This window comes from Patulibacter americanus DSM 16676, assembly GCF_000420025.1.
In the GTDB taxonomy this organism is placed as follows: Bacteria; Actinomycetota; Thermoleophilia; order Solirubrobacterales; family Solirubrobacteraceae; genus Patulibacter; species Patulibacter americanus.
Genome location: NZ_ATUD01000001.1, coordinates 305,123 through 327,314, shown reverse-complemented (window position 1 = coordinate 327,314; position 22,192 = coordinate 305,123). Strand labels below are relative to the sequence as shown.

20 protein-coding genes and 2 tRNA genes are annotated in these 22,192 nt (G+C 75.2%); 8 read left to right on the top strand and 14 right to left on the bottom strand.

Going from position 1 to position 22,192, the window contains the following annotated elements:
• Positions 1-4: 4 nt before the first annotated feature.
• Genes F593_RS0101600 through F593_RS0101580 form a run of 5 tightly spaced genes read right to left on the bottom strand, consistent with a single transcriptional unit; the run spans position 5 to position 2,799 of the window.
• The gene (locus F593_RS0101600; RefSeq protein WP_022927010.1) at positions 5-811 is read right to left on the bottom strand and encodes a hypothetical protein; all 807 of its coding nucleotides are present in this window, start codon (positions 809-811) and stop codon (positions 5-7) included.
• Positions 808-1,245 (bottom strand): DUF4247 domain-containing protein, encoded by a 438-nt coding sequence (locus F593_RS0101595; protein ID WP_022927009.1) that lies wholly within the window; start codon positions 1,243-1,245, stop codon positions 808-810. Before F593_RS0101595 ends, F593_RS0101600 begins: the two co-directional genes overlap by 4 nt.
• Entirely contained in the window at positions 1,242-1,811 is a 570-nt protein-coding gene (locus F593_RS29650) for a DUF2617 family protein (RefSeq protein ID WP_022927008.1), read from the bottom strand. The genes F593_RS0101595 and F593_RS29650 overlap by 4 nt, the downstream gene beginning before the upstream one ends.
• Positions 1,812-1,813: 2 nt before the next feature.
• The gene (locus F593_RS29645) at positions 1,814-2,185 is read right to left on the bottom strand and encodes a GreA/GreB family elongation factor (protein ID WP_022927007.1); all 372 of its coding nucleotides are present in this window, start codon (positions 2,183-2,185) and stop codon (positions 1,814-1,816) included.
• On the bottom strand, positions 2,182-2,799 hold the full coding sequence (locus tag F593_RS0101580; protein ID WP_028721335.1) for a DUF4178 domain-containing protein: 618 nt from the start codon (positions 2,797-2,799) through the stop codon (positions 2,182-2,184). The genes F593_RS29645 and F593_RS0101580 overlap by 4 nt, the downstream gene beginning before the upstream one ends.
• Before the next feature lie 206 nt (positions 2,800-3,005).
• On the opposite strand from F593_RS0101580, the gene F593_RS21560 reads away from it, so the two are divergent.
• Positions 3,006-4,652 (top strand): DEAD/DEAH box helicase, encoded by a 1,647-nt coding sequence (locus F593_RS21560; protein WP_022927006.1) that lies wholly within the window; start codon positions 3,006-3,008, stop codon positions 4,650-4,652.
• A 103-nt stretch (positions 4,653-4,755) separates the two neighbouring features.
• Positions 4,756-6,021 carry a hypothetical protein gene (locus tag F593_RS0101570; protein WP_022927005.1) on the top strand — a complete coding sequence of 422 codons (1,266 nt, stop codon included), beginning with the start codon at positions 4,756-4,758 and terminating at the stop codon, positions 6,019-6,021.
• A 127-nt stretch (positions 6,022-6,148) separates the two neighbouring features.
• Here F593_RS0101570 and hemQ read toward each other — a convergent pair whose 3' ends face one another.
• Positions 6,149-6,829, bottom strand: coding sequence for a hydrogen peroxide-dependent heme synthase (hemQ, locus tag F593_RS0101560; RefSeq protein WP_022927004.1), 681 nt, complete (start codon positions 6,827-6,829; stop codon positions 6,149-6,151).
• Between the two features lie 242 nt (positions 6,830-7,071).
• On the opposite strand from hemQ, the gene F593_RS30515 reads away from it, so the two are divergent.
• Entirely contained in the window at positions 7,072-9,441 is a 2,370-nt protein-coding gene (locus tag F593_RS30515) for a S8 family serine peptidase (RefSeq protein ID WP_157251473.1), read from the top strand.
• Positions 9,442-9,453: 12 nt separating this feature from the next.
• Here F593_RS30515 and F593_RS21555 read toward each other — a convergent pair whose 3' ends face one another.
• Together F593_RS21555 and F593_RS0101545 are read right to left on the bottom strand one after the other, a co-directional pair.
• Positions 9,454-10,305 carry a PhzF family phenazine biosynthesis protein gene (locus tag F593_RS21555; RefSeq protein WP_051160369.1) on the bottom strand — a complete coding sequence of 284 codons (852 nt, stop codon included), beginning with the start codon at positions 10,303-10,305 and terminating at the stop codon, positions 9,454-9,456.
• Positions 10,306-10,346: 41 nt separating this feature from the next.
• Positions 10,347-10,419 (bottom strand) — tRNA-Lys (locus tag F593_RS0101545).
• A gap of 155 nt (positions 10,420-10,574) precedes the next feature.
• Between F593_RS0101545 and F593_RS0101540 the strand changes: the two genes are divergently transcribed.
• From F593_RS0101540 to F593_RS0101530, 3 genes are all read left to right on the top strand, one after another.
• A complete protein-coding gene (locus F593_RS0101540; protein WP_022927002.1) occupies positions 10,575-10,871 on the top strand; it encodes a hypothetical protein in 297 nt (98 codons plus the stop codon).
• Between the two features lie 52 nt (positions 10,872-10,923).
• Positions 10,924-10,995: transfer RNA gene (locus F593_RS0101535), tRNA-Glu, on the top strand.
• A gap of 409 nt (positions 10,996-11,404) precedes the next feature.
• On the top strand, positions 11,405-11,863 hold the full coding sequence (locus F593_RS0101530) for a hypothetical protein (RefSeq protein ID WP_157251470.1): 459 nt from the start codon (positions 11,405-11,407) through the stop codon (positions 11,861-11,863).
• A gap of 122 nt (positions 11,864-11,985) precedes the next feature.
• Here the strand turns inward: F593_RS0101530 and F593_RS0101520 are convergent, their stop codons facing one another.
• Positions 11,986-12,285 (bottom strand): hypothetical protein, encoded by a 300-nt coding sequence (locus tag F593_RS0101520; RefSeq protein WP_022926999.1) that lies wholly within the window; start codon positions 12,283-12,285, stop codon positions 11,986-11,988.
• A gap of 160 nt (positions 12,286-12,445) precedes the next feature.
• Between F593_RS0101520 and F593_RS0101515 the strand changes: the two genes are divergently transcribed.
• Positions 12,446-14,179, top strand: coding sequence for a pyruvate dehydrogenase (locus F593_RS0101515; RefSeq protein WP_022926998.1), 1,734 nt, complete (start codon positions 12,446-12,448; stop codon positions 14,177-14,179).
• 3 nt (positions 14,180-14,182) lie between these two features.
• On the opposite strand, the gene F593_RS0101510 is transcribed toward F593_RS0101515, so the two are convergent.
• The 3 genes from F593_RS0101510 to F593_RS21550 all read right to left on the bottom strand — a co-directional run bounded on the left by F593_RS0101510 (position 14,183) and on the right by F593_RS21550 (position 17,463).
• Positions 14,183-14,935, bottom strand: a complete 753-nt coding sequence (locus tag F593_RS0101510; protein WP_022926997.1) for an SDR family oxidoreductase — start codon at positions 14,933-14,935, stop codon at positions 14,183-14,185.
• 72 nt (positions 14,936-15,007) lie between these two features.
• Entirely contained in the window at positions 15,008-16,729 is a 1,722-nt protein-coding gene (locus F593_RS0101505) for an ATP-binding cassette domain-containing protein (protein ID WP_022926996.1), read from the bottom strand.
• Positions 16,730-16,896: 167 nt separating this feature from the next.
• Positions 16,897-17,463, bottom strand: a complete 567-nt coding sequence (locus tag F593_RS21550; protein WP_022926995.1) for an SRPBCC family protein — start codon at positions 17,461-17,463, stop codon at positions 16,897-16,899.
• A 185-nt stretch (positions 17,464-17,648) separates the two neighbouring features.
• Between F593_RS21550 and F593_RS0101495 the strand changes: the two genes are divergently transcribed.
• Positions 17,649-18,959 (top strand): adenosylhomocysteinase, encoded by a 1,311-nt coding sequence (locus F593_RS0101495; RefSeq protein WP_022926994.1) that lies wholly within the window; start codon positions 17,649-17,651, stop codon positions 18,957-18,959.
• Positions 18,960-19,011: 52 nt separating this feature from the next.
• On the opposite strand, the gene F593_RS21545 is transcribed toward F593_RS0101495, so the two are convergent.
• Both F593_RS21545 and F593_RS0101485 read right to left on the bottom strand, forming a co-directional pair.
• Positions 19,012-20,505, bottom strand: a complete 1,494-nt coding sequence (locus F593_RS21545; protein WP_022926993.1) for an arylsulfotransferase family protein — start codon at positions 20,503-20,505, stop codon at positions 19,012-19,014.
• 97 nt (positions 20,506-20,602) lie between these two features.
• Positions 20,603-22,132: a gluconokinase gene (locus tag F593_RS0101485; protein ID WP_022926992.1), complete on the bottom strand. Its 1,530-nt coding sequence runs from the start codon at positions 22,130-22,132 to the stop codon at positions 20,603-20,605.
• Between the last annotated feature and the right edge of the window lie 60 nt (positions 22,133-22,192).

The window sequence follows — 22,192 nt, the reverse complement described above, 5'->3', positions numbered from 1 at the left end:
GAGGTCAGGTGCTCGGGGAGTCGGAGGAGGACGGGAAGGTGGAGGGCGGATCGCTGCGCCCGGGCCGGCGCGGCCCGGTGGCGCGGCGGCCGAACCAGCCGACGACGATGGCGATCAGGGCGCCGATCAGGAGCACCGCGCCGACGAGGACGGTGACGAGGTGCGCCCGCATCCAGTCGTCGCCGGGCGAGCCCGTGAGCCGGTCGCCGTTCGGGGCCGCGGCGGCCGTGACGGTCTCCGGGCTCTCCTCGGCGGGGACCGCGTCGTCCAGCGTCAGGGGGAGCGCGACGGCGAGGTTGCGGACGGCCACGTCATCCTGGTCGCCGAGCAGTGCGCCCTCGTCGAGCAGTTCGAGGTCCTTCAGGCGCTGCTGCACGACGGAGGACGGCAGCCCCGGCACGCTCGACTCGATGCTGATGCGCGCGGAGTCCTCGCTCTCGCTGCTCTCGCTCGTGTAGATCAGGGTGATCCGGGCGGCGACGGTGCCCTTGGGGCATGAGGCGCCGGCGCCGGGCTCGGCGTCGGGTCCGCCGTTCGAGACCTGCTCGGCCGTGGTGCCGAACGCCGCGCCGAGCACCCGCAGGCTGTAGCCGAAGCAGACGCCGGTGTCGGCCGTGGCCTCGGCGAGGCTCTGGGCGATCTCGGTGCGGTCGGCCCCGTCGACGACGGCCCCGGGGCCGGCCGCGGTGGCCGGCGCCGCGGGGGCCGTCGAGGTCTGGCCCGCGGCGGGACCGGCGACGGCGACGCTCAGCGCGCAGGCGCACGCCGCCGCGGCGCCCAGGCGGCGCAGGAGCGGAAGGGCGCGGCTCACTTGCCCGTCCCCGGTCCGCCGCCGCGGAAGCCCTCGGCTCGCCCGGAGTAGGACCCGAAGTAGCCGCCGACGAACGGGTACCAGTGCGCGTAGCCGCGCTCCGGGTCGTCCACGCTGATGTCGGACCCGCCACCCTTGCGCGGACGGACGGCGATGAGCTCGTTGCGGTAGCGCAGGAACACGCCTCCGGTGTCCGTCAGGCGGTCGGCGGGCTTCCACTTGTTCGTGATGTCCTTCACGACCTTCTCCGTCCGGTCCTTCGAGCGGAAGAGCTCGGTGCCGTTGCGCTTGCCCGCCGCGGTGTAGTGGTCGCGGACGTAGCTGCGGGGCGAGGACCCGCACGAGCTGAGCGTCGTGACGAGCAGGATCAGGGCGACGAGCGCGACGACCGCACCGATGACGATCGTCGCCGTGGACTTGCCGCGGGGGCTCACGAGACGGCCCCTGCGAGCGGGAGCGGGGCGGACGCGGGCACGGAGGGGGCCCCGACGGGCGCGACCGAGGTCGACGTGCGTACGACCTCGCCGCGCTCGGGGTAGAGGTGCCAGGTCTCCCAGCCCGCGCCATCGGCGACGGACGTGGCGCGCAGGGCCGTGACGGCCCCGGGGGCGCCGGGGAAGGTCGCGAAGAGCGCGTCTGGCTGGCCTTCGAGCCGGTCCTGCAGCGTGCGGGCGATGCCCTCCATCGCCTCGGGCGCGTGGTGCTCGACGGTCGAGGCGAAGCGGTAGGAGAGGCCGTCCCGCACGAGCTCGGTCGGGGCCTGCTGCAGGGTGCGGCCCTCCGGGGCGCCGTAGGCGACGACCTCGGTCAGGACGACGCCGCCCACCGCCACCTCGACGGCGTGCGACGCGCCCAGGACGTGCAGGTCGAGCGTCGCAGTCCCGGTGCCTGACGCCCGCAGGTGCGCGAGCGCCTCGGGGGCGACGGCGCCGGGCAGCAGCGACCACGCCAGGTCGGAGGCGGCGGCGTCGCGGAACGGGATGTCGAGGCGGCGCAGCACGATCAGCCCGTCCCGCCGACCCCGTCGGAGCCGTGCAGGTCGTCCTCGTCGGCCGCGTCGTGGTCGGCGCGCAGGTGCTCGTAGGCGATCTCGGCGCGGCGGGCGAGGTCGCGCATCTGCTCGATCCGCTCCTCCAGCGCCGTGGCGCGCGCCTCGTGCAGCGCCGCCGGCTCGCGCAGCTCGCCGTGCTCCGGGGCGGCGGAGCGGGCGCGCAGCCGCGCGGCCTCCTGCAGCGCCTTCGCGCGCACGGTGACCAGCGCGGCGACGGTCTCGCGGGCGGCGTCGAGCGCCTCCTTCGCCGACGTCAGGGCGACGTCGACCTCGGAGCCGTCGTCGGGGGTCGGGTCGACGGGTCCGGGGCCGGACGTGCTCACAGCGTGCCCCCGGCGGTGCGGCCGGCGGGATAGACCTCGAGCAGGTGGGCCTCGACCTCGGTGCCCGTGGAGACCTCCCACGAGCCGTCCTGCGACCAGCGCTCGAAGCCGAGCAGGCGGTCGTCGTCGGACTCGTAGTCCGCGTACCAGGAGCGGCCAGAGGCGGGCAGACCCGTCGTGCCCGTGGAGGTGAAGCTCGCGCGGCCCGACTCGACCTTGCGGTACGTCACGCCGTCGTGGGTGACGGTGCCGCCGTCGGGGGAGAGGTCGCCCGGCGCCTCGAGGGCCTGCCAGAACGCGACCTCGGTGCCGTCGGAGAGGTCGACGGAGAGCCAGGTGCGCACGCCGCCGCCCGCGTCGAGGTGGTACTCCGTCCACACGTAGCCGTCCTCGTCGAAGCGGACCTCGCCGCGGACGACGTAGTCGTGGCCGCCGTGCGAGACGACCGCGCCGACGCCCAGGCCCTCGAGGGGGCCGCCCGGGCCGTCGGCCAGCGGGTCGACGGGGCCCTCGATGCCCCGGTCCGCGCGCTCGGCCGCGGAGCGGCGGGTCCACCAGACGGCGGCGGCCGCGATCAGCAGCACCACCACCACGAGCACGAGGATCGTCGTCATGGTCGGGACCCTAGCGTTCGGGCGCCACATCGCACCACCCCGTGACGGTGTCCATCCCGTGACGGAACGGCGGAGGGTCCGTGGGGGCGCGGCGGGGCCCGGGTCGCGCGCGGTCCGGGCGCCCCGACCGCGAAAACCGGGCCTGAGCAGGGGTTGTCCTGCCGTCCGCGACGTCCCCCAAGATGGGTCGTCGGTTGAGCACCTCCATGCCCCTTCCCCCCGGCCTCCGCGTATGGCAGCAGGAGGTCCTCGAGAAGATGTCCGCGTGGGAGCGCGGCACGTTCCTCATCGCCGCCGCCCCAGGCGCCGGCAAGACGCGGCCTGCCCTCGAGCAGGCCGTGCGGATGCTCTACGCCCGCGAGGCGGATCGCATCGCCCTGGTCTGCCCGACGGCCCCGCTCACGCGCCAGTGGGCCGAGGCCGCGGCGCGGCTGGGCGTGCACCTCGCGCCGGACGCCCCGGAGCTCACGCCGCCGGCCGGGTTCCACGGCGTGGCGGTCACCTACGCCCGCGTGGCGCAGTCCGCCGAGCGCTGGGCGAGCCAGTGCACGGAGTCGACGATCGTGATCGCGGACGAGGCCCACCACCTCGGCGAGGAGCTCGCGTGGGGCAAGGGCTTCGCGCTCGCCCTCGGCCGCGCACGCCGCTGGCTGCTGCTCTCGGGCACCCCGTTCCGCTCGGATGCCTCGGCCATCCCGGGCGTGGACTACGACTCCGACGGCGTCACGCAGCCCGACTACGCCTACGGGTACGCCGACGCGGTCCGCGACGGCGTCTGCCGTCCCGTCTCGTTCATCCCGTTCGACGGCACGATGTCGTGGCAGTCCGGCGACGACACGATCGAGGCGTCCTTCGCCGACGCGGTCTCGAGCGACCAGCGGGCGCGGCGCTACCGCACGGCGATCTCGACGGACCTCGAGGGCGCGCTGCCGAAGATCCTGCGCGACGCCCACCGGCGCCTCGCGGGGCTGCGCGAGACCTCGCACCCCGAGGCCGGCGGCCTGGTCGTCGCCGCCGACGGCGAGCACGCGCGGGCCGTCGCCGCGTCGCTGCACCGCATCACGGGCACGCCCCCCGTGGTGGTGATGCACACGGACCCGCAGGCGCACCAGAAGCTCGAGGCGTTCACGCACAGCGGCGAGCCGTGGATCGTGGCCGTCAACATGGTCTCGGAGGGCGTCGACATCCCGCGCCTGCGCGTCGGCGTCTACGCCACCGCGGCGAAGACGGCCATGATCTTCCGCCAGATCGTCGGCCGCTTCGTCCGCACGATCCCCAACCGGCCCATCGAGGGCTCCTGGCTCTACATCCCCGCCGAGCCGACGCTGCGCGCCCACGCGGGGGAGATCCACCGCGAGCTCGTGCCCTTCCTGCGCAAGAAGGAGGAGATCGACCCGGACGCGATGGACGCGATGCTGGACGAGCCGAACGAGAAGCCGGAGGACGAGATGGGCCTCGTCGCCGAGTTCAAGGCGCTGAACGCCGACATGGCGCCCGCCGCGCAGCTCGACCTCTTCGGCGGGTCGACGCCGCTGAAGGAGCCCGAGCCCGCCGGCGTGCGGATGGGCGCCCAGATCCAGCCCGTCGGTGCCGTCCCGACGGCGATCCCCGGCGGCGGGGGCGGGATCCCGGGGCAGGCCGTCGAGGTGCCCCTCTGGCAGCAGCGGCAGCGCCTGCGCGAGACCCGGCACCGCCTCGTCGGCGAGCTCGGCCGGACGCGCCGCGCCACCCAGCGCGAAGTCAACGCGTGGGTGAACAAGCAGATCGGCATCACGCGGGTGCAGGACGCGACCGTGGAGCAGCTCGAGCAGTCCATCGACCTGATCGAGCGCGCGCTGCTCGGCCGGGCGTAGTCCCGCCGCCCGCGCGCGGACCCGTCGGCGGGAGCCGCTATGTTCGACGCGTGCGTGGTACACGGACGTCTCCGATCGGGGACCGCACCGCTCGAGGCCGACGGTGAGCGGCCCGCTGCGCACCCTCGTCCGCGATCTGTTCGCCTGGCGGGGCGGGCTCGTCCCGGGCGAGCTCGACGTCACCGTCGCCCCGGGCGACGCGCGGCGCGGCCCACTCCGGGACGGCTCGCCGGCGACCCCGGCGATCGTCGACCCGCTCGACGTCGTCCTGCCGCTGGCCCGCGACGGCGCGCCCCCCGAGACGCTGCGCGCGGCCGCGCTCGCCTGGACCGTGCTGCTCCGCGCCACGGGCGGCTACCACGCGTGGTTGCCGTCGGACCCCGCCGCGGCCCGCGCGGAGTACGACGCGGTGGCGGCGCGCCACCCGGGCGACGCCCTCCCGTTCGTGGCAGCGCTCGAGGCGGTCGAGGCCGCGGGTGCCCTGCGCGCCACGGGGGACGGCATCGTCCTGCTGCGCCCGCGCCCGCTGGCGGACGCGGCGCTGCTCGCGGCCCTGGGCCGCTACGAGCGATCCGTGCTCGACGGTGACGTGGTCGGCGGGTTCGGGCGGGACGTCCGCCGCGAGACGCACCGCACGTTCGACCGGGGGATCGGCCAGCGGCGCTGGCGGACGCTCGCCGCCGAGTCGCGCCTGCAGGCCACGGTCGACCCGGCCCGCGGGCCCGACGACGAGGACCCGCACTGGGACGTCGGCCCGGCGCAGCTGCGGCCGCGCGTGGCGGAGGCGGGAACGGCGCAGATGCTCATCGACGTGCGCTCCGGCATCCCCGGCGACGCCTTCACGGCGACCGCGGAGCCAGGTGCCCCGCTGCTCGTCGGCCCCGTCGAGATCGGGGCACTCCTGCTCGGCCCCGGCGGCTACAGCCGCAACGCGGTCTCGCTCGCCCTCCGCGCCACCGCGGTCTGGACGATGCTTGCCCACGCCACCGGGGGCGTCGTCGCCCGGCCGCCCATGACCGTGTCCGCGCTCTCCGGGGGCTACGCGTCGGTGTTCGGCCTGGCGGGCCACGACCACCGCAAGACGGTCCGCGCCGCGCTCGACACGCTCGCCCGCGCCGGGCTGCTGCTGCGCGAGGGCGCCGCGCCGAGCGGCGTGCTGGTGCGCCCTGCCGGCCCGTCGTACGCGGCGCTGCACGCGACGGTCCTGGCGCTCTACCGCTGGATCCTCGAGGACGACCGCCCCGACGCGGTGCTGGCGACCGTGTCGCACCGGGCGATCGCCTACCGCGACCGGCACGTCGTCGGGCAGTGGGAGGCGCTGCTGCGTCGCCGGGCGGTGCGGGTCGCCGTGCTGCCCGCCGTGGCGTAGGGTGCGGCCCGTGCGCCCCCGCATCGCCCTCTGCATCGTCTTCCCCTACGCCGCCGCGCTGCTCGCGATGGCGCTGGGCACCTGACCGACCCCCGCGCCGTCGCCGGACCCGCGCCGGCCCGAGCGCCTACGGCAGGTCGGCGACCACGTCGACCAACGGCTTCTGGATCCCCGTCAGGAACGGGAGCTCCTCGCGCGTGTGCCGGCGCGCCTCGGCGCCGCGCAGCTCGCGCATCAGGTCCACGATCCGCTCGAGCTCGTCGGCCTCGAACGCCAGCAGCCACTCGTAGTCGCCCAGGGCGAACGCGCTGATCGTGTTCGCGCGGACGTCCTTGTAGCCGGCGGCCATCATGCCGTGCTCGCGCAGCAGCTTCGAGCGCTGCTGCGGGTCGAGCAGGTACCAGTCGTACGAGCGGACGAAGGGGTAGACCGAGAGGTACTTCTTCGCCGGCGTGCCCTCGAGGTACGCCGGGATGTGGCCCTTGTTGAACTCGGCCTCGCGGTGCACGCCGATCGACGTCCACCACGGATCGACGGACTGGCCGAGCTTCGTGCGGTTGAACTGGACGAGTGCGTCCTGCAGGGCGTCGGCGCTCGGGCCGATCAACCAGAGCATGAGGTCGACCTCGGCCCGGAACCCGACCGTGGAGTACGCGCCGCGCAGGATGGCGTCGCCGCCGGTGAGCGCAGCCTCCGCGTCGGCGGCGAGCTGCTCGCGCTCGGCCTGGGCCACGCGGCGGTGGCCGCGGGCCGCCTTGAAGCCCGCGTACATCGCGTACAGGTTCGTGTGGTCCGTCTGCGTGCTCATGAAGGCCCGAGGATACGCCCGGGCCGCCACCGGGGTGCCCGCAGGGGAGGCCCGCCGAACGTCCATCCAGGCATCCACAGAGGGCCGACGTACGTATCATGAGGGTGCCCTAAGATCAGGCGCCGTCGACCTGCGGCCTCCGAGCCGGGCGTCCCCGGTCGACCCCCCTGCATCCCCCGGCCCGTGGTCCGCCACGGCGCCGCCGCCCTGCTTCCTCACCCCCTGAAACGCTCCGGCTCCCCGTGCTCTCACGCCCCCTCTTGTCGACCGCGCGCCTCGTCGCGGTGTCGGCCGTCGTTCTCGCCCTGCCCGCCGCGGCGGGGGCGGCGGACCCCGTCACGAGCGAGGGCCTCACGCCCCGCCTGACCGCGGTCGCCCAGGCGGCCTCGTCCTCCCCGGCCACGCAGGCCCGCCGCGCGGGCCTGCCGTCCTCGGGCGCGGCGAGCCTCTCGCGCGCCGGAGGCCGCGTGCTGACCGAGATCACCGTCGACGGGGACGTCGCCGAGCGCGCCCGCGCGCTGCGCGCGGCGGGGGCCGAGGTGCTCGACACGAGCGCCCGCTGGCGCACGATCACCGCGGCGGTGGCCCCGTCCGCCCTCGAGCGCATCGGTGCCGTCGACGGCGTGCGGATCGCCCGCGAGGTCCTGCGGCCGATCCTGCGCGACGCGACCGCTCGCGAGACGCCCTCCGCGCGGGCCGCGGGCGAGTGCGGGATCGCCACGTCGCAGGCCGACGCCGCCCTGCGCGCCGTCGACGCACGCGCGCAGTTCGGGGTCGACGGCACTGGCCTGAAGGTCGGGATCCTCTCCGACACCTACGACCTGGCGACGGACGACGGTACCTCGGCGGCCGACGACATCGCCTCGGGCGACCTGCCCGGTCCGGGCAACGCGTGCGGCCGCACGAACCCCGTCGAGGTCCTGGACGACACCGCCGTGAAGGACGACCCCACGACCGTGCCCTCCGACGAGGGTCGCGCCATGGCGCAGCTGGTCCACGACCTGGCGCCGGGCGCGACGCTCTCCTTCGCCACGGCGTTCGTCAGCCAGACCCGCTTCGCCACCAACATCGTGCGGCTGCAGCAGGCCGGCGCCCAGGTCATCACGGACGACGTCGGCTACTTCGGCGAGCCGTTCTTCCAGCCCGGCCCGATCGACCAGGCGATCACGACGGTGCGTCAGCGCGGAGCCTCGTACTACTCCGCCGCGGGCAACGGCAACGTCTTCGACGGCCAGGGCCGCCCGATCGGCTCGTGGGAGAGCGACGCCTTCCGGCCCGTCGCCACCGCCGGCGCCGCCCCGGGCGTGGTGCCGCAGGGCCTCCCCGGGGCCAACGCCGACACGACCGCGTACGAGGACTTCAACCCGGGGCCCGCGACGGACACCGGCTTCGGCATCACGGTGCCGCCGGGCACCGAGATCCTCATCGACCTGCAGTGGGCGCAGCCGTGGGAGGGCGTGAGCACCGACCTCGACGCCTACCTCCACGACGGCGCGGGAACGGTGCTGGAGACGTCGAACGACCGCAACGTGGGCCCGGCCGGCACCGGGAACCCGGTCGTCACCGGGCGCCCGGCCGAGCTGCTCGTGTGGAAGAACGCCACGGGCGCGGCGAAGACCGTGCAGCTGTCGGTCGGCCGCGTTGCCAAGCCCGGCTACGGCGACGCCGGGACTCCGCGCCTGCGGTTCCAGATCACCACGCTGGCCGGCGGGAATCCGACGGGGATCGAGTACCCGACCAGCACCGCGACCGACCGCGTCGGTCCGACGATCTTCGGCCACAGCGGCGGCGCCGACACGGTCTCCGTCGCCGCGGTGGCCCCGACGACGACCACGCGGCCCGAGACGTACTCCTCGCGCGGCCCCGTGACCCAGCTCTTCGGGCCGACACCCGCCACGGGGCCCGCCCCGACGCTGCCTGCGCCGGTCACGCTCGCCAAGCCGGACATCGCCGCCACGGACTGCGTCTCGACGACGTTCTTCTCCGGGGCCGCCAACAACTTCTTCTGCGGCACCTCGGCCGCGGCGCCGCACGCCGCTGCGGTCGACGCGCTGGCCCGCCAGGCGGCGCCCGCGGCCACGGATGACCAGATCGTGGAGATGGTCCGCGCCAGCGGTCGTCCCGTCGGAACCTTCGGCCCGACCGCCGTCGGATCGGGGCTCATTGACGCGGTCTCGGCCGTCTCGGCGGCCAGGACCCTGGCCGGCCCGCCGCCGCCGGCGGACCCGGTCCCGACGCCGACGCCGACGCCGACGCCGACGCCGCCGGCAGCCCCGGCTCCGGCCCCGACGCCCGCACCCGCGCCGACGCCCGCGCCGGTCTCCGTGGTCCCCGTCGCCCCGACGCCCGCCGCGGACCGCACGGCCCCGCGCGTCCGCGTTCTGTCGGGCCCCCGGTCCCGCACCACGAAGCGCCGCGCGGTCTTCCGCTTCAGGACCGAGCGGGGCGCCCGGCTCACGTGCCGTCTAGACCGCCGCAAGGCCCGGCGCTGCACGAGCCGGTACGCGGTGACCGTGACGCGCGGGGCCCACGTCCTGCGGGTCTACGCCACGGACGCCGCGGGCAACCGCAGCCGGACGGTCCTGCGGCGCTGGCGCGTGGTGCGCGGCTGAGTCGCCGGGCCGTCAGTCCGGCAGGACGGTCACGGGTCCGCCGACCCGGGTGGCGAGGACCCGCTCGCCGTCGTCGCGGGTCTCCACGGTCATGCGTGACGGGCGGCCCATGGCCCGGCCTTGGGCGATCGTCCACGTCGACCGCCCGCCGGTCGGGGCGCCGCTGCTGAGGTGCGCCCCGAGCGCGCACGCCGCCAGGCCCGTGGCCGGATCCTCGTCGTAGCCGGCGTCGCGCGGGAATTGGCGGGCGGCGGCATCGGCGTCCCGGGCCGCACGGGTGTACGGGTAGAACCCGGTGACCCCGAGCTCGTCGCAGAGGCGCCAGAGCCGCGGGGGATCGGGGCGCAGGCGGTCGAGGGCGGCCTCGTCCCGCAGCGGGACGAGCAGCTTTGCCCGCGCCGTCGAGGCGGCGCGGACCGGGCCGACGACGGCGTCCGCGTCGGCGCCCAGCGCCTCGAGGACCGCGGACGGGTCCGCCACCACCGGGCCGAACGTCGGCACGGACTGCTCGACCATGGCGCTGGTCGCGGAGCGGTCGACCTCGACCCGGCGCAGCCCGAGCGGCGTCTCGATGGTGCGCGGGGCACGGCCCGCCCGAGCCAGCACGACGGCGCTCGCGGCGCTCGCATGCACGCACATCTCCATCTCGTGCCGGGGGACGAAGAACCGCAGGCGGGCGTCCCCGTCGTCCGTCGGCGTGAGCACGAAGGCGGTCTCGTGCCCCAGCTCGGCCGCGAGCGCCTGCATCTGCTCGCCCGACAGGCCGTCGGCGTCGAGGACGACGGGACACGGGTTGCCGCCCTCCGGGGACGAGGCGAACGCCACGCAGTGGACGACGTGGTGGCGTGACGGGGCGCGCGTCATGGCAACGGGCTGCGGGCGGATCGACGGGGGATCGCGGGAGGTGGGCCGCCTGGGACTCGAACCCAGAACCCCGGGCTTAAAAGGCCCTTGCTCTACCGATTGAGCTAGCGGCCCGCGCATCCGGGAGGGTATCCACGGACCGTCCCGCGCGCAGCCTCCGCGGCCCGTGTCCTGCGGATGGTGTCTTCACCGGCGTCGGGTCGACGGGTCGGGGCGCCGCGATCCCCGCGCCCCGGCATGCCCGTGGCGCGATGGGGTAGAAGTCAGGCATGGGCAGCGACGACATTCCCGCCGGCGACGACGCCGAGATCCGCCTCATGCAGCGCCGCCGCGAGGAGCAGGCGCCGCTGGACGAGGCCGGCGAGGGCGAGTCCGAGGGCTTCGAGCTCGCGGAGCAGGAGCTCATCGACCACGCGTCCCACGGCGACCAGCACGGCACGACGCCGATCATCCGCGACGCGCGGACGGGCGAGGACCTCTTCGACGCTCCGGACGGCGAGCTCTACGGCGAGGCCGACTCCGAGGCGAAGCCCGACGAGGGCCAGGACGGCGGCGAGCAGGTCTGAACCCCGCCCGGCCCGGGCGGGGCCGGGCGTTCTACACTGACGGGGCGTACCCGCCCTCATGGTGTAGCGGTTAGCACGCCAGCCTTTCACGCTGGTAGCGAGAGTTCGATTCTCTCTGGGGGTACTGCATGGCGGGGTGGGACCGCCCGCCCAGCGGCGGCGTGGGCCTCACGGGTCACCGGTCTGCGTCAGCCACCCGTCCAGAGACGTGACGATGTGTCCCGGCGAGTCCGGGTGGCGTCGAGGGAACGTGCATGCGTGCACCCGTGGGTCGACGACCAGTCACTGCTCGGCGGGGGTTCGCGTCGACGTTGCGAACGGCGGTTCTCGCCTCGACGGTGCTGCTCCTCGCGGCGTGCGGGGGGACGACGACCGAAACCGTCACCAAGACGGTGGCGGAGGCTGCAGCCGCCACGACGGTCGTCCCGACGACGACCTCGACGACGGGGACCACCCCGGCTTCTACTGCGGCTCCTCGGAAAGCGCGGGCGTCTTCCGTGACGTGGACCCCGTGCGACCCGAACGTGGCCGTCGTGCGGCCCGACACCTCCTGCGCCTTCGCGCAGAACGCCTTCTACGAGTACTGGGTCAGCGGCGCCGCGACCCGCCTGCAGGTCTACAGCCCGGCGCTCGGCGCGTCACTCTCGACCCGATGCGTGAAGGGGTCGTCGACCGTCACCTGCCGGACGGGGGACGGTGGGCGCGTCAGGTTCACGCTGGCGGCACTTGATGCCTACTCGTCCGATCAGGCCAACGCCTACGCGTCGACGCACGACACCGGCTCGGGCGCCTCGTCGGCGGCTGGAGCCTCCGAGGAGTCCAGCGGGTCGGCCGCAACCGACGCGGATGACGACGCCTGGCCGCCGATCGCGCAGCGGATCCCCAACTTCGACGAGGGTACGGGCGAGGTCGTGCAGTGCGAGGACGGCCTGTACTCGCAGTCAGGCGGCCGCCCCGGTGCCTGTTCGGGGCATGGCGGCGTGGGCGGTTGAGGAGACGGCGCGGGGGCGGGATCGTGAGGGGCGTTGGCCGGCGGCGACGTGGCCGGCCTCAAGGATGCGCACTCGACGGCACCCGTCGGCCACAGGCCGCTGTTCAAGGACGCGGTACGCCGTCACGACGACGCCGCGTAGCCGGCCCGCACCTCGTCGAGCTCCGCGACGGTCATCCCTGCCGCGGCCGCCAGGTCGCGGTCGCGCGGAGGCGCCGGGTCCAGCGACGCCAGCACGATCGCGGCGTGGAGCGCGCGTCGCGCTCCGTCCCGCAGGCCGGCCCGTTGGTAGAACTGCGACTTGTAGACCGCCCCCTCGTCGACGACGGCCTGCGCCTCGGCCAGCGCGTCGCGGCGACGGGCGACCTCGGCCAGCAGGGCGGGAACGGGGCGCGCCGGGTCGTCCTGGCGGCGGCCGAACATCGGGGCGACGCTACCGGAGGACGACCGAGGAGCCCCGGGCGTCTCCCCCGGGCCGCGGCGACGTGCACGGTCATCCCCACCGTCACCCGACGCTAGCGCCCGCCCGCGGCCCTGTGCGAACCTGGATTCTCCGTACCCCGCAGGCAGGAGCAGCACCCGTATGAACGTCGCCGAGCAGTTCGTCCACGTCCTCCGTCAGGCCGGTGTCGAGCGCGTCTACGGGGTGGTCGGCGACTCGCTCAACCCGGTCGTCGACGCGATCCGGCGCACGGACGGGATCGACTGGGTGCACGTGCAGAACGAAGAGGCCGGGGCGTTCGCGGCCTCCGCCGAGGCGCAGGTCACCGGCCGCCTGGCGGTCTGCGCGGGCTCGTGCGGGCCGGGCAACACGCACCTGATCCAGGGCCTCTACGACGCGCAGCGCTCCGGCGCTCCGGTGCTGGCGATCGCGTCGGACATCCCGTCGACGGAGAAGGGCACCGCGTTCTTCCAGGAGACGCACCCCGAGCGGGTGTTCGTCGACGCGAGCACGTACTGCGAGACGATCCAGAACGCCGAGCAGATGCCGCGGCTGCTGCACGTGGCGATCCAGCGCGCGCTGGGCGACCGCGGCGTGTCCGTCCTCGTCATCGCCGGCGACGTCGCCGACCTGGAGACCGCGCACCCGACGGGCGAGTTCCGGTACGTCGAGGAGCAGGCGACCCTGACGCCCCCGATGTCGCAGGTGCAGGACCTGGCCGAGGCGATCAACGCGGCGGACAAGGTGGCGCTCTTCTGCGGCTCGGGCGCGAAGGACGCGCGCGAGGAGCTCTTCGACCTCGCGCTGACGGTGAAGGCCCCGATCGGCCACACGCTCCGCGGCAAGGAGTCGATCCAGTTCGACAACCCCTACGACGTCGGCATGAGCGGTCTGCTCGGCTACGGCGCCTGCTTCGACGCGATGCGCGAGGCCGACCTCGTCGTCCTCCTCGGCACGGACTTCCCCTACAAGGACTTCCTGCCGGGCAAGACGACGGCGCAGGTCGACCACGACCGCGGCCGGATCGGGCGCCGCGTGCCGGTCGCCGTCGGCGTCCACGGCGACGTGCGCGAGACGTTGCGCCTGCTGCGCCCGATGCTCCACGCGAAGGCCGACCGCTCGTTCCTCGACGGCATGCTCGAGCGGCACGCGAAGACGCTCGAGAAGGTCATCGAGGCCTACACGGGCGACGGCAAGCAGCGCACGCCGATCCACCCCGAGTACGTGGCCGACACGCTCGACGAGCTGGCCGCCGACGACGCGATCTTCACCGTCGAGACGGGGATGAACAACGTCTGGGCCGCCCGCTACCTGACGCCGAACGGCCGTCGCCGGGTCATGGGCAGCTTCTGGCACGGCTCGATGGCCAACGCGCTGCCGCACGCGATCGGCGCGCAGCTCGCGCAGCCCGGCCGGCAGGTCGTCTCGATGTCCGGCGACGGCGGCCTGGCGATGCTGATGGGCGAGCTCTTGACCGTCCGCCAGCAGCGCCTGCCGGTCAAGATCGTCGTCTTCAATAACTCCACCCTCGGCATGGTCAAGCTCGAGATGCTCGTGGAGGGCCTGCCGTCCTACGGCACCGACCACGACCCGGTGGACTACGCGATGATCGCCCGCGGCGTGGGGATCCCGTCCGTGCGGATCGAGCAGCCGGGCGACCTCCGCGCCGGCCTGGCCGAGGCGCTGGCGGCCGACGGCCCGTACCTCGTGGACGTTGTCACCGACCCCAACGCGCTCTCGATGCCGCCGCACGTCAGTGCCCAGCAGATCCGCGGCTTCGCGATGGCCGCCGGCAAGACGGTGCTCGGCGGCGGCGTCGGCAAGATGGTCGAGCTCGCGCGGTCGAACCTGCGCAACGCCCGGGCGCTGGGGTAGGGCTCAGACCCCGCGCAGGAACCCGCCGTCGACCGGGAGCGCCGCGCCGGTGACGTACGCGGCGCGGTCCGAGCACAGGAACGCCGCGGCCCACGCCATCTCCTCCGGCCGGCCCAGCCGGGCGGCGGGGACGGCGTCGCGGGCCGCCTCCTCGGCCTCGTCCATCGACCCGTAGATCGCCTCCATCCGCCGCGTCGCGATGCGGCCGGTCAGCAACGTGTTGACGGTGACCCCGTCGGCGGCGACCTCGCGGGAGAGCGTCTTGAAGGCGGCGAGCGCGGCGGAGCGCTCGGCGTTCGAGAGCATGAGGTTGGCGATCGGCTCGCGCACCGACGTCGACGCCACGCCGACGACGCGGCCCCAGCCGCGCTCGCGCATCCCCGGCAGCACGCGCCGCAGGAGCGCCATCGGCGCGCGGACGAGGTTGCGGTGCGCCTCCTCCCACTGCGCGTCGTCGAAGGCGAGCGGGTCGGGCCCGGCGGGCGGCCCGCCCGTGTTGACGACGACGATGTCGATCGGCCCGACGGCGGCTTCGGCCTCGTCCACCAGCCGCTCCGCGCCCGCCACGTCGGAGGTGTCCCACGCGATCCCGGCCGCGGCGCCGACCTCCTCGGCCGCCGCGCGGGTGCGCTCTGGGTCGCGCGAGGACAGCACGACGCGCACGCCCTCCGCGGTCAGCGCCTGCGCGATCGCGTGGCCGATGCCCGCCGACGCGCCGCCGACGATCGCCGTCCGTCCTTCGATGCCGAGGTCCATGGCCCGAGTATCCCGCGGCGCCGACCCCGGCCCGCGGGAGCGGCACCCGCTGGCCGGCGCCGTGCCCGTGCGCTACAGGGCGACGGTCCGAGTGATCGCCAGCGCCTCGCGGAACCGTGCGTCGTGCGAGGCGACGACGAGCGCGCCCGGCCACCCCTGCAGCGCCGCCTCGAGCGCCTCGAGCGACGCCAGGTCGAGGTGGTTGGTCGGCTCGTCGAGCAGCAGCGCCGTCGTGCGCCGCAGCGCGAGCACCGCCAGCTCGGCCCGCGTGGCCTCGCCGGGGGAGAGCGACACCGGCGGGCGCACCACGACCTCGGCGCCGAGCCCGAACGTCGCCAGCGCGGTCCGGGCCTCCACCACGTCGACCCCGGCGAGGCCGGCGACGCGGACGGCGACCGCGGCGTCCCCGGGCACCCCGTCCGTGTCGGGCGCCCCGTCCTCGGCGGACGCCCAGGCCGTTGCGAGAGCGGGAGGACGGCCCGCCGAGTCCACCGCGGCACCCGCGGACCCGCCCGCCAGCAGCGCGCCGCGGGCCTGCCCCAGCATCGCGATCTCCGCCCCGGGCGCCACCGTCCGCCGCCCCGCGGTCAGAGCGAGCGTCCCGGCCAGCGCGCCCAGCAGCGTCGACTTGCCGCTCCCGTTGCGTCCGGCGAGCAGCACCCGCTCACCGGCACCGACCTGCAGGTCGACGGGCCCGAGCCGCCAGCCGCGGCGGGCGACGACGGCCCCTTCGAGTGCGACGACCCAGGCGGCGTGGCGCTCCGCGGGGGTGAGCGTCAGCGTCAGGCGGGCCTCCTCCCGCGGTGCGTCGGGTACGGGCCGGTCCGCGCGAGCGCCGACCACGCGGGCGCGGTGCTGCATCCCCTCGGCGCGCATGCGCACCCACTCCCGGGCGTTCTTGTCGCCGTCGTGGGTCTTGGCGCCCGCCTTGCGCACGCTCGCGGCCGCGCGCCGTCGGGTCTCCTCCGCCGCCGAGCGCAGGGCGTCGCGGGTGGCGACGGCCTCGTCGTGCTCCGCGCGGGCACGACGGCGGCGGTCGGCGCGGGCGCGCTCCCAGGAGGCGAAGTCGCCGTGGTGGTGCAACGCCGTGTCGACCGGGGCGTCGGAGTCGCCGAGGACGACGAGTTCGTCGACGGTCTCGCCGAGGAACGCCCGGTCGTGCGAGACGACCACGAGGCCTCCGCGGTGCGCGCGCACGACCCGCACCAGGGCGGCGAGGCCGTCGTCGTCGAGGTGGTTCGTCGGTTCGTCGAGCAGCACCACGTCGTGGCGGCTGGCGGTCAGGGCGGCGAGGCCGAGCCGCGCCGCCTGCCCGCCGGAGAGCGTGTTGAGCGGCCGCCCCAGCAACGCGGGGTCCAGGCCCACGTCGACGGCCGCCGCGGCGAGTCGCTCCGGCGCGTCGGCGCCCCCGAGCGCGAGCCACCGCTCCAGCGCGGCGCCGTGCGGCTCGATGGCGTCGAGGTCGCCGGCGGCCAGACGGCCGGCCAGGCGGTCGACGTCGCGACCGGCGGCGGCGACCCCGAGCCGCTCCAGGGCGACATCGATCGCGGGGCGCGGGTCGTCGTCCCCGGCGAGCTGGGGCAGGTGGCCGACGGTGCCGTGGCGGGCCACGCGGCCGGCGTCGGGGGCCTCGAGCCCGGCGAGGACGCGCAGCAGCGTGGTCTTGCCGGACCCGTTGGGGCCGATGAGGCCGATCTTGGAGGTGGTGTGGACGCGGACGTCGACGCCCGCCAGCACGGCTCGGGGACCGTGGTGGCGGACGACGTTCCGGGCGTCGAGCAGGATCGACGGCACGGGGTACTCCTCGGGGATGCGCGGCGGGGCGGGTGCGAGGACCCGGCCCGGCGGCGGGTCAGCGGCGGACGGACCGCGGCGAGCGACCGGAGGGATCCGGTCGGTCGGTCGTGGCGGCGGTCTAGCTGGCGTTGCGCATAAGGAGGCCCCGAGGGCCTCGTTCGAGACTAGCGGGGCCGGGCAGAGCCGGCAACGTCGGCCGTGTCGCCTGCCCCAGCACGGCCGTCATCGATCCCAGGGTGGTCGGCGGCGTCGCCCGCCGCCCGCGCCGCGACGTCCGCCGCCAGCAGCCCCGGGATGACCCGGGCCCGGTGGTCGAAGATCCGCTCGACGTCGCCGAGCACGAACAGCCGCCGCGCCAGGGCCCCCGCCGGTCCCCAGCCCACGCCGTGGTGCACGTGGTCGGTCATCAGCGTCCCGCCGTCCCCGGTGGGCGCGAAGCGGTGCTCGTGGTGCCACAGGCCGAACGGGCCGCGCAGCTGCACGTCGATGAACCGGTACGGCGGCTCCCATGCCTGGATCACGCTCGTCCACCGCATGGGCACCCCGTGGAGCCGCAGGGCGTACTGGATGACGGTGCCCGTCCGCATGACGATGGGCCCCGGCGTGAGGGTGGAGAACCGCAGCAGCGGCGGCGTGATCGCGTCGAGGTTCGCGGCGTCGGCGAAGAACGGGAAGACCTGCTCCGGCGTGTCGTCGAGGCGCTGGGTGCGGTGCAGGACGTCGATGCGCATCGCGAGAGGTACGGGGGTGGGGCCGTGGGCGGACGCCGGGTGGACGCGGGGCGGACGGTCGGACGACACCCTCGCGGGCCGACGGCGCGGTTGCGGGCTCGCGGCCGGGCTCGGCGGCGCTCCGAACGGGCTCGGCCCCCGGAGCCGTCGGCGGGCGCCCCGGTCGTCCCTCTAGCATCGACGGGATGCCGACGCGCGCGAAAGCCCCGAGCCGACGGCGCCCGCCCCACGACGTCGCGGACCTCTCGCTGGCCCCCGCCGGCGAGGCGCGGATCGACTGGGCGGACGCCCAGATGCCCGTGCTCGCCCAGGTCCGGGCGCGGTTCCGGGACCAGCGGCCCCTCGAGGGCCTGCGCGTCGCGGCCTGCCTGCACGTGACGGCGGAGACCGGCAACCTCGTCCGCACGCTCCGCGCCGGCGGGGCCGAGGTGTGGCTCGCGGCCGCCAACCCGCTGTCGACCCAGGACGAGGTCGCCGCCGCGCTCGTGCTCGCCGACGGCGTGGCCGTGCACGCGCGCCGCCGCGTAGACCGCGCCACCTACGCGCGCCACCAGGAGACCGTCGCGGCCTGCGGCGGCCCGGGCCCGCACCTGACGATGGACGACGGCGGCGACCTGCTCGCCCTCCTGCACCCGGGCGAGAACCCGGAGGGCCGGCCGACGATCCCCGCCGCCGACCTCCTCGGCGGCACGGAGGAGACCACCGCCGGGGCGATCCGCCTGCGCGGCATGGCCGCCCGCGGCGAGCTCCCCGTCCCCGTCCTCGCGGTGCACGAGGCCGACACCCACCGGGTCGTCGAGAACCGCCACGGCACCGGCCAGTCCGCGCTCGACGGGATCCTCCGCGCCACGAACGTCCTGCTCGCCGGCCGGCGCGTCGTCGTGTTGGGCTACGGCTCGTGCGGCCGCGGCGTCGCCGACCGCGCGCGCGGCATGGGCGCGGCCGTGACGGTCTGCGAGGTCGAGCCGATCCGGGCGCTCGAGGCGAAGCTCGAGGGCTTCGACGTCGCCCCCGCAGCCGAGGCCGCCGCGAAGGGCGACATCTTCATCACCGTCACGGGCAACCGCGACGTGCTCACCCGCGAGCACTTCGACCTCATGCACGACGGCACGATCCTCGCCAACGCCGGGCACTTCGATGTCGAGATCTCGTTGGCCGACCTGCACGCCGCCGCGGAGGGCCCGCCCGTCGAGGTCCGCCCGCTCGTCGAGCGCTACATGGTCGGCGGCCGCCGCCTGCACCTGCTCGCCGGGGGTCGCGTCGTCAACCTGGCCGCGGCCGAGGGCTACCCGGCCTCGGTCATGGACCTCTCGTTCACGAACCAGGCCCTCGCCGTCGAGGCCCTCGTCCTCCAGAACGACCGCTTCGCGCCCGGCGTCCACCGGGTCCCGCAGGAGATGGACGCCGAGATGGCCCGCCTCAAGCTCGCGAGCCTGGGGATCGGGATCGACCGCCTGAGCGAGGCCCAGGCGGCCTACGGGCGGTCCTGGGGCTGAGGCCCGGTCCCGGGGGCCGCCGGCGTGCGCCGGCGGACCCGCGGGGTGCGCGTCAGCGCGTGGCGGCGACCGGGACCGGCTTCGACTGGCTCAGGACGGCGCCGGAGGCGTCGAGCGCCTGGACCGCGACGACCTGGTCGGCGGCTGCGTAGCTGCCCGTCGTCTCGAAGCCCTGGCGGCCGATGTCCTGGCGGGGCTGCAGCGTCTCGGCGGACGCGCCGCCGAGGACGCGCCACGTGGCGACGGTCGTCGCGCCGTTCCACGAGACCCAGACCTGCGTGCCGGCGCCGCCCTTGCGCGCGACGGCCTTCGGCGGCGAGGTCGGCTGGCCCGACCACTCGTAGCGGTAGGCGCGGTAGGACTCGGTCAGCCGCTTCTCGTACTTCGCCTCGAACAGCTGCTTGCCGCCGGCGGAGAACTCGGAGACGTTGTTGCCGACGCCGCCCCAGCCGACGAACTCGTTGCCGTTGGTCAGCCCCTGCATGTTGCCCTGCGTGTTGTTGAGCTGCGGCTTCGGGTTCTCGTACTCGCGGGCGACGCTCGCGGTCTTCTTCTTCTCGTCGAGCTTGAGCTTCAGCCCACGCGACTCGATGCCGCGCTTCTTCAGGTCGGCGAGGTCGGCGGATGCGTTGTCGAACAGCGAGATCGTGCCGTCCTCACGCCGCTGCGCGTCGTGCTGCCAGGCGAAGCGCGCGCCCTTGCCCATCTTGAAGGTCGACTTCTTGCCGCCGAGCTTCCAGGTGATCTTCTTGGTCTTCTTGTTGACCTTGTAGATCGTGTGGGTGTGGCGCGACGAGACGAGGATGTTGCCGTCCGTGTCCTCGGTGACCGAGTTGGCGTGGATGAAGTCGTAGGCGACCTCGGGACGCGCCGGCAGCGGCAGGTACGACTCCTTGGGCGAGACGGCCTTCGTGGCGTCCCACTCCCAGAGGACCTTGTTGGTCTTGATGTCGACCTCCTGGATCAGGTTGCGCATGATCAGGTCGTTGCGCGAACCGCCCTTCATCCCCGCGGTGCTGCCGCGGACGGGCTTGTACGAGATCAGGAGCGCCGTGTTGCGGGGCGTGACCGTGAACTCGTGGAAGTCCATCTGCTTCTTGCCGTCCGGGCTGACCCGGGCGATCTCGTTGTAGGCCGTGTCGAGGATGACCGTCTCGCCGTACCCGTAGCCGCGCAGGCCGTTGCCCTCCCAGAACGTGATCACGGGCTTGCCGTCGAGGATCGCGCGGCGGGTGTCGATGACCGACTTGCCCTTCGCGGCGGCACGGAACCAGACCAGGCTGCCGGCGTCGTCGAAGATCATCGACCCGCGTTGCACGCCGCCGTTCTTGGGGGCGGTGAAGATCAGGCCCGGCGCGGTGTCCTGCGCCTTCGTGGTGACCGAGATCTTCGTCGGCTTCAGGTCCGGACGCGAGACGAACGACTGCGCGGCTGACGCGGACGGGGCCGCGACGGCGGCGCTCGCCAGCGCGACGAGGCCGACGGTGAGGACCGGGACGCGTCGTGATCGACGGGCGGTGCGGACGGGGGCGGGTGATGAGGGCACAGGGGCTCCGGTGGAGATCGAGGAACGGGCGCGCGCGGGGCGCGGCCGCGTACGGCGCGCCGCGATCCTCTCAGGCGTGAAGGACGTCGCGTCGCAGTCAGCCCCGCGGGGCGATCCGCCGCAGCTCGCGAAAGGCCGGCTGCAGCGCGTCGACGAGCGTGGCGAAGACCGGGAGCAGCGCGGCGTAGTGGGCCGCGGCCCCGGGGTCGGGCTCCACCGTCTCCGCGATCGCGACGAGGTCGGCCGCGGTGTCGATCGACGCGACGAGCCCGAGCGCCTCCATGGCCAGCAGCGCCGCCCCGAACCCGGAGCCCTCGTGGCTCGCGGGGAACGCGACCGGCATGCCGAGCGCGTCGGCCAGCACCTGGCGCCAGAACGGGCTGCGGGCGAATCCCCCCGTGGCGCGGATCTCGTGAACCTCGTGGCCGGCGTCCCGCAGCGAGGCGAGCACGAGCGCGAGCTGCAGGCAGACGCCCTCGATCGCCGCGCGGACCAGGTGGCCGCGACCGTGGGCCCGGGTCAGGCCGACGTACGCGCCGCGCGACGTGCCGGTCCAGGTCGGCGCCCGCTCGCTCAGCAGGTGGGGCAGCATCAGCAGCCCGTCGCTCCCCGCGGGCACCGTGGCGGCGAGCGCCAGCAGCTCCTCCTCGGCGTGCGGGCCCAGGTCGGGCGCCAGCGCCTCGCCCACCCACGCCAGCACGACCCCGCCGTTGTTGATCGCCCCGCCGGTGACCCAGCGGTCGGCGTCCAGCGCGTAGGCGAAGAGCCGCCGGTGCGGGTCGACGACGGGGTGCTCCACGGTCAGCCGCAGCGCGCCGCTGGTGCCGATGGAGCACGCCGCCACACCCGGCCGGACCGCGCCGACGCCGAGGTTCGCCAGCGGCCCGTCGCCCGCGCCCACGACGACGGGCGTGCCCACGCGCAGGCCCGTCTCGCGCGCCGCCGCGGCCGACAGCGCCAGCGCGGCGGTGGTGGGGACGGGCCGCGCGAGACGGTCGGGGGTGATCCCTGCGACCGCGAGCGCCTCGGGGTCCCAGTCGAGCGCGGCCAGCGAGAAGAGCCCGGTGCCCGAGGCGATGGAGTGGTCGACGACCCACTCGTCCGTCAACCGGTGCAGCACGAGCTCCTTGCGCCCGACCCAGCGTCGCACGGCCGCGAACGTCGCCGGATCCTCCTCGCGGAACCAGACGAGCTTCGGCAGGGGCGACATCGGGTGCAGCGGCGTGCCCGTGCGGTCGTGCAGCTCGGGGTGCTCGGCCCGCAGGCGCTCCGCCTGCTCCGTCGCCCGGGTGTCCGCCCACGTGATCAGCGGCGTGAGCGGCCGGTCCTCCGCGTCCAGGCCGAGCAGTCCGTGCTGGGCGGTCGACACGCCGATCCCCGCGATCCGCGCGCCCGGCTCGGCGCGGAGGACGGCCGCCGCGGCCTCCCGGATGGCCTCCATGGTCGCGCCGACGACCGCGGCGGGGTCCTGCACCGCGTGGCCCGGATGCGGGTGCTCGAGCCCGTACGCGCGCTGGGCACCGGCGATGGCCCGCCCGTCCGTGGCGAACCCCGTGGTCTTGACCGCCGTGGTGCCGACGTCGACACCGAGGACGACGTCGAGCACGGGGGACGGGTCGGGGGACATCACGGAGCGGAGGGTGGCAGAGCCGGCGCGCGGCCCGGACCGCGCCGCGCCCATCGGGCG